A 12754-nucleotide genomic window follows, 5' to 3' on the forward strand; every position below is an offset into this window, starting at 1 on the left:
ATTCATCTTTATTGATCCAACCACTTTTTAAAAGCATTGATTTCGTTTTTGCTAACCAATATCGGAGCACTGTCTTTGATGGTCGTATCGACCACAATTTCCACTTTTTGACTGGAATGACGGATTACTTCTTTAATCGCCGAACGGTGTAAGATATATTTCCGGTTTACTTTAAAGAAAAACTCCGGATTTAATTTGCCGATAACATCTTTGATCGTATCATCATATAAAAAACTAGCTCCGTTTGTTGTAAAGATAAACAGGTGTTTCCCAGAACCCATAAACGAACTGATATCGGAATCGTTGATCGAAATAAAGCGATAACCGTGATTTACCAGAAAGCGTTTTTGATACGGATCGGTACTTTTATCCTCGATAGTTGCCAACGATTGTACTGTTTGGTTGATATCGAAAGCACTTTTTATTTTTTTGTATTTGGAAAGCGCTTCCAGTAATTCTTCCTCTTCAAAAGGTTTAAGGAGATAGTCGATCGTAAAATGTTTAAACACTTTGATTGCATAGGCATCATAAGCGGTAACGAAAATGATCGGGCTGGAAATGGAAATCGTCTCAAAGATGTCAAGACTTTTACCGTCGCCTAAATGGATATCCATAAAGACAAGGTCAACGGTGTTTTCCTTAAAAAAAGCAATGGCCTCTTTTACGGAGGGGAGAATAGTAATGTCTGATATCGAAAGGAGCTCCTGTCGTTCTAAAATGGCTTTCAGATAACCGGAGGCAAGGTGTTCATCCTCAACAATAGCAATCTTCATTTTACTTTTTTATGTAAAAGTAAAAAAAAGTCCCGGTTTATTGCCGGGACCTCTTGAAATTATAAATTCGGATTATTTAACTGTGCGTTTTTCGGATACGGAATAGTATACCTTGGATCGTTTTGAATTAGGGTATAATTCTCTCCATCCAGCTGGTGTACAATCTGTTTTTGGTTTACTCTTCGAAGGTCGAACCATCTGTGACCTTCAACGGTAAATTCCCGTCTTCTTTCTTCATACAGGAAGCTGGTAAAAGCATCTGCTGCCATCGCATTAACCTGTGTTTCTAATGGCGTATAAGCAGCTGGTGTATAACGTTTCTGTGCCAATGTCAGTAGGGTTGCTTTCGCTTGTGACAAATCGCCTGATTTTACAAGTGCTTCCGCTTTGATTAGATAAAGTTCCGCAGTTCTGAAGGTACATTTCTGTTCTTGTTCACCACCTTTAAGGAATCGGAAACGACTGCCTGATGCCTGAAAATATAACGGGAAACGTAAATCACCAGTTTGATTAAAAGCTCCGATCAAATCGGCTGATGCAAATGAGGCATTTTTTAGCGAGTTGATAAAATCATCTTCCAAAGCCATAACCGATTCAACGGTGTTGTATTTGTTCGGAAGCGTGCTGGTTGTATTCAAATCAACCAACTGGTTTTTATAAGTTAGTGCCGTATTGGCCGCATCCAAAGCATTTTGCCATTCGTTACGATACAAACGCACGCGTGCTTCCAAAGCATAGATAGCCGCTTTCGAAAAACGATAGTTTAAACCAGTAGTTTGTGTCGACTGATTTAATAAACCTTTCGCCTGATCAATGTCATATAAAATCTGATTGTAGATATTTGCTACGCTTTCCGGAATAAAATCCTGTTCAAGGTCTACCTGTAATGCCAACGGAACGCCGCGATCGGAACCCGATGTGGCTACATTATACGGTTTGCTAAAAAGGTTTACCAGATCAAAATAGGTAAGGGCTCTTAAAGCATGGGCTTCTCCTAATAGTTGATTTTTTTCATCGGATGCCGGAATTTTAGAACTACCATCGTTGATAACAACATTGGTATAGAAAACAGCATTATACAATTGTCCCCATTGGAAACCTGTCGTAGCCGGATCGGGATTCGCATCTTTCCAGATATAAATATCTTTGATATACGTTAACTGATCGTCAAACTCGTTTAAGCTCAATTCGTCACCACGTAAAGTCGTCAGTGATTTGTGTTGTGGGTATACACCGTAAGCACGAGTCATAACCGCTCTGAAATCCTGAAGTGTTTCCGGAATTACTTTTCCTTCCGGCTTTATATCCAGATAATCATCACAACCCGTCATTCCGATTGCCGCTACAGCCAGAATGATATATTTTGATAGTTTTTTCATGATCTTAATTTTAAAAAGTTACGTTTAACCCTAATGTTACCGATCTAGGGATAGGTTGTGCATAGATGTTACCAAATGTTTCCGGATCGAAATAACCTTTGTAGTCCGAACTGATTACAAACAGGTTTCTTCCTTCTACACTAAAACGTATATTCTGAATATTCATTTTATCCGTAACCGTTTTTGGTAGTGAATACCCCAAACGGATACTGCTGATTCGCATATAACTCATTTCTTCCACCCAGGTATCCAATAACGCGTACGTGTTTACCGGATTACCGCTTGAAAACCATTGGTAAGCCATCCAGGAGTTATCGGTAAACGGATCTCCTTTTCCAACGATTCCCGGTAAATTCGAACCAGTATTGGTTGGTGACCAGGCATTCAGGATATCAGTAGTATAGTTCTGGCCTCTGTCAACCTGTGTTCCGTTGTATGGAGGTGTTTTTACTACCGTTTGTTTTAAGTTAAATGCCGCCGAAACCGTTAAATCAAAGTTTTTAATTTTAAACGTGTTGATTAAACCTCCGGTATATTTTGGATCACGATCACCCACATAGGAAAATAAACTTCTGAATTTATCTGCATTCTCGGTTAAACGGGATTGCGCTAATTCACCTGGTATAATATCGGCATACGGATCGTATAACTGGAAGAACTCTACAGCACTCACCACTTGCCCGTCGCTACCTACAAACTGAGGATAACCATTGGCGTCGATTCCTGCGGTTTTCAAGGCGAATACGGCATTCACCGGGTAACCTTCACCGGATGGTAAGTAACTATTGGCACGTACTTGGATACGGTCGATATTACTTTTGTTGTGCGCTAAATTGAAATTGGTCGTCCATTTGAAATTCTGGTTGTCAATATTTTTTGTGGTTAATGAGATCTCATAACCTTTATTGGTAACCTGAGCCCAGTTCATATTGGTATATTCGAAACCGCTTTCAAGTGGTAAAGCACGTACTCCTAAAAGGTCGGTACTCTTACGTCCATACAGATCGGCGGCTACGCTAATACGGTTTTTCAATACGCCTAAATCGAAACCAACGTTTACGTTTTCGGTTTTTTCCCAACGTAATTTACTGTTTGGCGGACTCGTTACTACAATAGTTTGTTCCGTTTGTCCCGGAAGAATACTCACATTTCCGTAGTTTCCTACTACAAATGGCGAGGTGTTTTTGTCGATATTTCCTTGTAGACCATAAGAACCTCTAAAACGAAGGTTGCTGATCGTCGGAACATTGTCTTTCAGGAAGCTTTCTTCTGAAGCCAACCATGATCCCGAAATAGACCATAATGGTAAATATTTATATTTCGGATCTACACCAAACAAGTCGGAACCATCATAACGTACACTTCCGAAAACAGTATATTTTCTGTCGTAGGTATAGGATGCCGTAGCATAAAACGATGCAAAGGCATTTTCGTTGTGGCTTCTACCATACGTTTTGTATTGCGCTTCATCCGCTGTTGACTGATCCGGGAACAGGATTTGTGATGTTGTTCCGGTTTGGCGGTTGTAACCATAACCTCTTGAATAAATACTCGTATTGTATGTTCTTCGTAATTCGTTACCTACTAAAAGATCCAACTCGTGTTTCTCACCAAGTATCTTATTATAGGTCAATTGGGTTTTGATGTTATACTGGAAAAAATCGGTATCCCAATTCTGGATGATTCCACCATCCGGAAGGAAATAATAAAAGCCTCCGTTTTTATAACGTCTGGTTTTTTCGCGTTCCTTACGGGTGAAATACGTTTCCTTACCCGCATATTTTTCGGTGTCGGAATTGTCCATTTGCAAACCGATTTGAGAAGTTAACTTTAAATCGTTGGTTACCTTGTATTCCAAATCGAAAATCGCTTTTAAGGCTCTGGTTTTTAACTGATAAGAAGTGTTGTTGCGCTCCTCCAAAAAGTTAAACGGTACATAACGATCCGAATAACCCTGAATATCTTTGTCGTAAACATAATTACCCTCGGCATCCAATGGTGACAAATACGGGTTGGCATTTCTTGAATAATTTCCCGGATTGGTAAAAGCATCCGTATCGGAAATATACGAGGTGTTTTTACTCTGCGTTCCGAAAAGACCAACACCTACTTTTAATTTGTCCGATATTTCATAGTTGTTTTTTAATGTAATGTTATAACGTTCGAATCCGGTTCCGATAGTGGCTCCTTTTTCGTCGTAATAGCCTAATGAAAAATAGTAATCCGATTTTTCACCACCACCAGACAAGCTCAATCCATATTGTTGGTTCACAGCTGTACGGTATAATAAATCACCCCAGTTGGTTTGGTTTGCACGTAACGCATTGATCGCCTGCTGTGTTCCAGGTGTCAGTGCCGAAAAACCACCGGTACGATAAGCGCCTAACTCACCACTGGTGTTCAAGATACGTGAAATAGCACCTTTATCATCGCGGTATGTTAATTCCGGACGACTAGCCAGACCTAATTCAAAATCAACTTTTTGGTTGGCATCCATCAGGTTTAACTTTGAAAAATCGGGCTTTTGTGTTACGAATGTATTGGCAGTAAAATTAACAGCCATACGCCCTTTTCTACCTTTTTTGGTTGTAATTACAATTACTCCGTTAGCAGCTCGCGCTCCATATATAGCGGTAGCGGCAGCATCTTTTAAGATAGTAATGTCTTTAATATCATCCGGATTTAAACCGGCAATTGAAAAATTATTTAGTTGATCAATATTCTCTTTGTCATTAAATTTTGGAGCATCATTTCCTTCTAATGGAAGTCCGTCCAATACCCATAGCGGATCCTGAGGACCGGATAGTGAAGCCGTTCCTCTGATTCGGATTTTTGCAGCGCCTCCCGGTGCTCCGTTACCCGGTGCTACAGCCACACCCGCAACCTGACCTATTAAAAGTTGGTCGACGCTGGCTACACCGGCTTGTTGGATATTTTCCATGTCTACTTTTACCAAAGCAGAGGTTAGTTTACGCTTTTCAATTTTTTGATAACCGGTTACAACTACTTCCTGTAATTGATTCAAATCGGACTTCAGATTAACAGTATAGTGGCTTTGTGAAGTCAAATCGATCAGGTAGGATTCATAACCTATAAAACTAACGCGCAGGCTTTTTACATCTTTAGTAATTTCCAGTTTAAAATTACCATCCATGTCAGTTACCGTACCGACACCGGTACTTTCAATAATTCCGCTTTGACCGGTTTTGGTGGCTATCGATTTATTTTCTACATAAATCGAAACGCCAGGCATAGGTAACCTGTCCTGTGCATCGATTACCTTTCCTGTAATCGTCCTGCTCTCTTGAGAATATCCTGCAAGGGAGAGGAGGAGTGTCATTAAAATTAATAGTCTTTTCATTTCTTGATTTGTTAGTTATAGAGGATTGTTTAGTGCTTTTTCAATTCGATTGATTAAATCCGAATAGTGATTTCGGGTTTCCTGATTTCCGGTGTTTTTCTTTAGTTTTAAAAGTTGCAATACCTTGTTCAATTCTCCTTTCTTTTCAGAGGTTACTTCGGTAACTCTTTTTAGTGAGGACTGATTAATGTTTCGAATCATCTGGTCTTCATGAACATGGTTGCAAAGCGTCGGTATGTTCAGCGTTTTGGTAAACATTAATTTTTTCGCATCTGTTTTCTCAAATAATTTATTGGTCGAAACGATCAATACATCTACATAATTTTTTTGTGTCATTCGTTCCAAAATTGACAACGATTTGTTCTGAATTGTACCACTGAATACCTGTTGATGAACACGTTTAAAAAGATCACTAACGGTAAACAATTTGTCTTTTGCGCCATTTCGCTGGTAAAGCTCATTTTCGATCATGCGAAGTAAACGGTCGTCACTAAACAGATCGTATAAAATTCCGTACTGTAATTCTCTTGAAAGGGTATAAGGTGTATATTCAAACGGCCCTAGCGGAGAATCTTTTAACGGATTGGTCTTGTCAAGGATCGGATTAAAAAACAACCATTGCGGAATTGTAATCACATTTCGAAGCAAATAATCGGTTGCTTTGCGTTGCATCGTAGCCGGAACCGGAACATAACTGGATTTGTGATCACCGTGAACGGTTGTATTCAGGTATATCCCTCCAATGTTGTTTAAAACATGACGGTTGTATAATTGCCATTGACCGATCGTTCCGATATACAGTTTACCCGTTTCATAATAGGAAGCATCTTTTTCATAGGTCCACGTTAAAATGTTGTCTACAACGCGTTTCAGGTTTTTCAATCCATACTCGCTCGCTTTAACAGCATCGTTTCCTAAATCTTCCGACTGTGATCGCGGATCGATGATCGCACCGCCATCCTGTTGTTCTCCATAGAAATACATCGGATCGTTCTGATGTTTACTGATCAAAGTACTTAGCTTTGTCTTTTCATCCGATTCATTCGGATACCAACGATACCCCCATTCGATTGCATATTTGTCGTATTCTCCAATTTTCGGAGTGATCGCCGTTACGCCGTCTTCCGGTTGTGCCACGTAGTTGTAACGGGCATAATCCATGATCGACGGAGCGGTTCCTCCCATTTTTTCAGTAAAGACTTTCGAACGCAATGAATCCACTTCAAAGGCAAACGAAGCACCCATGTTATGTTTTAAACCAAACGTGTGTCCCACTTCGTGCGAGGATACAAAACGAATCGCTTCTCCCATATGAGAATCGCTGAATTTGTTTCCTCGGGCTTTCGGATCGATTGGACCCGTCTGAATTCGCATCCAGCTGTGCAATGAGGTCATTACATTGTGCCACCAGATAATGTCGGCTTCGATGATCTCACCACTTCTCGGATCCACAACCGATGGTCCCATGGCATTTGCTTTTGGGGATGCCGCATACGTGATAACGGAATAACGAACGTCATCAATGTCAAAATCCGTATCGCTTTCCGTTGGTTCTTTGGCGATTACGGCATTTTTAAATCCGGCTCTCTCAAAAGCGGCCTGCCAGTCGTGGACACCGTCTATAATATATTGACGCCACTGTTTTGGAGTGGACGGATCGATATAGTATACAATCGGTTTTTTAGGTTCTACTAACTCACCTTTTAAATAACGCGCTTCATCTTCTTTTTTCGGCTCCAATCTCCATCGCGTAATTAATTCTTTCTCAACCATCGCATGCTGGTTGTCATTAAAATACCAGTGTTTTTCGGTAAAGTACCCGATTCGCTTATCCAAAAAACGGGGCTTCATCGGGACTTTATCCAACAAAACAATATTGCTAGTTACCCCTAAAGTTACGGATAAAGCTGGTCCGCCTTCACTTACAGAGGTTGTTAATTGCGATTTTACAACAATATTACCGGGAAAGGTTTTAACCGTTTCGATATACGACAGATCCGATTTTACCGATCCGCCAAATCCGATGTTACTCAATACATCGTTAAAACTTTTTTGTTTTCCGTCGAATACTTTGTTTACTTTGATCACTACCGAGGTCGAATCACTGTTTTTGGTTTCGATATCAAAAACTTCAATGATCGATTCGGAAAAGTTATCCTTTACCGATGCTGTAATGGCATCAGTTTCCGGAGAGGAAACTTTTGGAAGTGACGATTTTACCCATACCTTTTTGGCAACGGGATCTTTATAGAATGAAATTACTTTGTTTTCGTAATTCATTCCTTTGTTTAATCCGGCTTCATTGACCTGCATCGGAACCTGTGACAATTTATTTACAACGAGGAATTCCCGTCCCATTAAAGTGTCGGGGATTTCAAAATAAATGTCGGTTTTAACCTGAATGACATTAAAAAGTCCTTTTTTAAGAGAACCTTTTTTAATCAATTCGGCATAACCTTTGGTTTTTGCAATGGTGTCTTTAGTAGTTTCTGTTTTTGTTTCTTTTTGTTTCTTTTTCTGGGAAAATGCAGTAACATTACTCAATAAAAACAACAATACCAATACATACTTTGTACTTGATATGAGTGTCTTTTTTTTCATTTATGTTAAGTTTTGGTTAAATAATTGTCTCGAAATTTAGAAGTTCCTGAGACGATATAAAAGCAAAACGGAGTGAGTGGCTCTAATTTGGGAGTGAATGACTTTTTTCTAGTCAATTAAAGGTAGGATACAGATGAATTCTCCATTTTCTTCAAAGGTTTTGAAGTCTTTTTTAGAATAGTAATTATATATACTTTGTAAGTATTTTAAGCCAAAATTATTACTTTGTTCGGTACTGGTCTTTTTTTGTAAATTATTGATAATAAATACAGCGTCTTTTTTAACAATAATGCGGGATTTTAAAGGCGATTCTATGGTGGCCAAATTGTGCTTAATCACATTTTCAATGCAGATTTGTAACGATAAATACGGAATGTTTTTGATCAGACCCGAATCGTCATCAATTTCAATCGAAAATTGTAGCTCCTGATTAAAACGGGTCATCTGTAAAAAGATGTATTGTTCGATAAAAGAAAGTTCATCGCTCAACGGGACAATATTTTCCTGTGGCGGGTCAATCAGATAACGGTATATTTTCGATAGGTTTAAAGTGAATTTTTTAGCCTTTGGCGCGTCAACGTCAATTAGCATATATAAGGAGTTGAGCGTGTTGAAAAGAAAATGCGGATTGATTTGCTCCTTGAGTTGTTGTAACTGGATCAATGCATTTTCTTTATGAACCTTTTCGTTTTCCAGTAAAAGATTGTTTTTGTCGGAAACCAAGGCTTCTTTTTCCAGATATTCTTTTCGGTTGGCACGATTAAAAAGATAAAAAATAAAAACCAGAATAAACGTGGTGATCAAATATATAGCCGAGGCATGTTGTTTTACTTTATTCACATTTTCATCGGCGATCATTTTCGGAAAGTTGATACATACATACCAGTTGATACCTTCCAGCTTTAATGGTTTTACAAACCGAATTACATCCAGTTGCAGGTATTCCGACAAAGCTACGGTTTCATTAAATCCGGATTTGTTCGTAATAAGTGTATCGGAAGGATTCAGACTGGTAAAATCAAAAATGTTTTTACCGTTTTTCTCCGCTTCCGGGTGAAAAATACAGGTTCCGTTTTGGTCGAAAACAAACGCATAGTTTGGCGCATTTCCGTCGATTAATGCAAAATAGTCGTGTAGTTTTTTTAAATCAATATCATAACCATAACGAATGGTCGTGGCGTCGTCTTTTTTAATTTTAAAATAGTTGCGCCATATCAAGGTATCGCCCTGTTTTAATAGTATACTGGAGTTTTCGTCTTTATCGGAAGGGTCAACCAAAAGATTCAGGTGTTTTTGGAAAGAACCTTTTTCGGTGTCGTTGGTGTAAATCGTACCGTTGTTAATCTGAAACCAATTGCACAATATAACCGGGTTGCTCAGCTGAATCGCATTGAGTACCGTAAGGTTGTTAATTATATTTTGATCATTACTTATTTTAAGGACTTCCTGTACGTTTTTCTTTTGTTCCAGCAAGCGACCGAATTCCTGTTGAAGGACTTCGTATTTTTTTAGGAAACTACGCTGGGCAATTTCCTCATTGGATTTTTCGGTGATTTGAGTAATCAGATTGCTTAAAATAAAAACAGCCACTGTCGTAATTACGATCACAATAAGCGATGTAATTAAGAAAGTACGTCGGGAAATGGTATTTTTAATCGGGAATTTCAAGCAACTGAAAAATTAGTCTTCATATATAAGGTAGGCGGTGCGCATTTTTTTAAAGGAATTCAGACCTTTTTCCCAGGACTTCCGAATGGCTGTTTCGGCCAATCCGGATTCGATTTGCTGTTGTAATTTCTGCGTTCCGGCTAGTTTGGAAAAGAAGCTGTTAAAGAATACTTTTTTATCGGAAGTCTCGCCATAGGCTTTGATCAGCCATTTTAGTTGGAGATTGGTCACTTTTGGAACGCCCGACAGGTCTTCACCGTAGCACACTTTGCCATTGTGAACCGGATCTTTGGCGCCTACATTGGGTCCAGGTGTAAAACTAAAATCGGATTTCGGTAGAAATGGAGAACCGTAAATCTGAAATTGTTTATCAGTGCCACGTCCCATACTCACATTGGTGCCTTCAAACAAACAAAGGCTTGCATATAGGTTGATGGATTGATCATTAGGAAGGTTGGGCGAAGGCTTTACCGGTAAACTATACGGCATAGTCCGTTTATAGTTCGTACAGGCGATAACTTCCAACGGACATTGCACTCCGTTTTTTAGCCATTTTTCGCCATTGATCATTCGTGCATATTCCCCAATAGTCATCCCGTGTAAAACCGGAATCGGATGCATGCCCACAAAGCTGGTAAATTCTTTTTCCAATATCGGACCATCAATAATACTACCGTTCGGGTTCGGTCGATCCAGGACAATTAAAGGAATGTTTTCTTCGGCACAGGCTTCCATCACATAATGTAAGGAGGAGATATAGGTGTAAAATCGAGCCCCTACATCTTGCAGGTCAAAAACCATGACGTCAATTTGCTTTAATTGTTCCGGTTTTGGCTTTTTATTGTTACCATATAAGGAGATGATCGGCAAACCGGTTTGTGTGTCTTTTCCGTCTTTGATCAATTCTCCTGCATCGGCGGTTCCGCGGAAACCGTGTTCCGGCGCAAATATTTTTACAACATCCAATTTGTTTTTCAGTAGAAAGTCAACCAGATGAAGGGACTTACTTAACTTTTGTTTGTCGCCGTCGTAGTTGACAATACTGGTCGGATTGGTTACAATGCCAATTTTCTTGCCGTTAAGAAGCGACTGATATTTCTCAAAATTATCGGCTCCGGTAAGAATCGGTTCCTTTGGTCGATTGGCAGTTGTAGCCTCGTTTGTCGGATTGGTTTTCGGGTCTTTGTGCTTAATCGCAGAATTTCCGCAGGATACTATCGCTAAAACCAAGAATAAAACTGTATTTTTGAAAACGGAATTTGATACCATAAGTTTTGAGATTAGAATATTTTATAGCAAAACGCCTAATTACTACTAAAAACTATAAAAGTAGTATATCTGCACCAATAATAAAAATTGCAATTGCGGCTATTGCCATCGGAATCATTATGATGATTGTTTCCGTGGCGACCGGCGTTGGATTGCAGCAAAAAATACGCCAGAAAATCGCAGCTTTTAACGGGCATGTGATTATAACCAACTACGATGACAATCAGTCGGAGGTTAGCGTGGAACCTATTTCGATTCATCAGCCGTTTTATCCGAAGTTTAAAAATATCGACGGAATCAGTCATGTACAGGCTACGGCATCCAAAGCGGGTATTATCCGCACGGAGACTGCTTTCGAAGGAATTGTGTTTAAAGGTGTCGGTAAAGATTTTCGATGGAATGACCTTAAGGAGTATATCATTGCGGGACGGATTCCGAATTTAAAAGCAGCACTTAATAATGAGGTGATCATTTCAAAATACCTGGCGGATCGTTTGCAATTAAAGTTGGGTGATAAGTTCAATACCTTTTTTATGAAAGAGGAAGGTAATAAACTACCCAACCTGCGCCGTTTCGAAATTGTCGGGATTTACAACTCCGGATTTCAGGAATTTGATGCGTCCTATATATTAGGTGATATCCGACATGTTCAGCGTATCAATAAATGGAGTAAAGATGAAGTGGGCGAGTTTGAAGTTTTTATTGATGATTTTTCGAAGATAAAAGAAAAGGGTGAGGCGATTTATGCCGAAATTCCGCCTACCTATAATAGTATAACGATTCAGGAGAAATACTATAATATATTTGAATGGTTGAAATTGTTCGACTTTAATATAGTAGTGATACTAATTGTGATGGTGGTTGTAGCGACAATTAATATGGTGGTAGCTTTATTGGTGCTTATTTTGGAGCGTACACAAATGATCGGAATTCTAAAATCGATTGGCGCCGATAACTGGATGATTCGAAAAATATTTTTATACAATGCACTATACCTTATTATAAGAGGACTGCTTTGGGGGAATGGAATCGGAATTGGATTGTTGTTGGTTCAGAAATATTTTGGCATTGTAAAACTAAACCCGGAGAATTATTATGTTACCGAAGCGCCGGTAGTAATAGAGGTACTTCCGATTTTGCTATTAAACCTAGGGACGATAGTCGTTTGTTTACTTGTTTTGCTGATACCGTCCTATATTATTACCAAGATTTCGCCGGTTAAAGCGATTCGTTTCGATTAAAAAAGGAAATAATAGAATATATCTTATACGCCCGATAGGTTTTGAAAAGCTATCGGGCGTTGTTTTTTCGGAAAACGCACCTATATATAAGTAGTGCTTTTGCTAATTTGTGATGACCTGACAGGTTTTTGCAACCTGTCAGGTCTTGCTTTTGCGTAATAAAAAAGGCAAAAACCCCAGTAAAACCCCAGTAAAACCGCGTAATCACGCCAAAGGCGCCAAATAAAGCTAAAAAAACTGGTATTGTTAAGTCTTTGTAATGAGAGTATTAAGAAAAAGATTTAAAAAAAGGTTGTAGAAAGTTTGTGAAACCGGAAAAAGGTTCTAGTTTTGCAGCCGCAATAAGGGAGTTCATTGAGAGTAAAGTACAGCAGATTGGGATTGACTAAGGTTAGAAAAAAAGTCAAAAAAGATTTGCGAGAAATAAAAAAGTGATTTACCTTTGCCACCCGCAAAACAGGG

General features: G+C 39.1%; 7 protein-coding genes. 1 reads left to right on the forward strand and 6 read right to left on the reverse strand.

Annotation, left to right across the window (positions count from 1 at the left end):
* Nucleotides 1-8 precede the first annotated feature (8 nt).
* The 6 genes from Q1R07_RS00135 to Q1R07_RS00160 form a co-directional block, all read right to left on the reverse strand.
* Nucleotides 9-773, reverse strand: a complete 765-nt coding sequence (locus Q1R07_RS00135; protein ID WP_300484749.1) for a LytTR family DNA-binding domain-containing protein — start codon at nt 771-773, stop codon at nt 9-11.
* A gap of 59 nt (nt 774-832) precedes the next feature.
* Nucleotides 833-2152, reverse strand: coding sequence for a RagB/SusD family nutrient uptake outer membrane protein (locus Q1R07_RS00140; protein ID WP_300484752.1), 1320 nt, complete (start codon nt 2150-2152; stop codon nt 833-835).
* A 10-nt stretch (nt 2153-2162) separates the two neighbouring features.
* Nucleotides 2163-5513 (reverse strand): SusC/RagA family TonB-linked outer membrane protein, encoded by a 3351-nt coding sequence (locus tag Q1R07_RS00145; RefSeq protein WP_300484755.1) that lies wholly within the window; start codon nt 5511-5513, stop codon nt 2163-2165.
* 15 nt (nt 5514-5528) lie between these two features.
* Nucleotides 5529-8114, reverse strand: a complete 2586-nt coding sequence (locus tag Q1R07_RS00150) for a zinc-dependent metalloprotease (RefSeq protein WP_300484758.1) — start codon at nt 8112-8114, stop codon at nt 5529-5531.
* A gap of 108 nt (nt 8115-8222) precedes the next feature.
* Nucleotides 8223-9782, reverse strand: a complete 1560-nt coding sequence (locus Q1R07_RS00155; RefSeq protein ID WP_300484761.1) for a histidine kinase — start codon at nt 9780-9782, stop codon at nt 8223-8225.
* A gap of 12 nt (nt 9783-9794) precedes the next feature.
* Nucleotides 9795-11051 carry a DUF1343 domain-containing protein gene (locus Q1R07_RS00160; protein WP_300484763.1) on the reverse strand — a complete coding sequence of 419 codons (1257 nt, stop codon included), beginning with the start codon at nt 11049-11051 and terminating at the stop codon, nt 9795-9797.
* Between the two features lie 5 nt (nt 11052-11056).
* Between Q1R07_RS00160 and Q1R07_RS00165 the strand changes: the two genes are divergently transcribed.
* Nucleotides 11057-12292, forward strand: a complete 1236-nt coding sequence (locus Q1R07_RS00165) for an FtsX-like permease family protein (protein WP_300484765.1) — start codon at nt 11057-11059, stop codon at nt 12290-12292.
* The last annotated feature ends 462 nt before the right edge of the window (nt 12293-12754 follow it).

The organism is Flavobacterium sp., assembly GCF_030146175.1.
In the GTDB taxonomy this organism is placed as follows: Bacteria; Bacteroidota; Bacteroidia; order Flavobacteriales; family Flavobacteriaceae; genus Flavobacterium.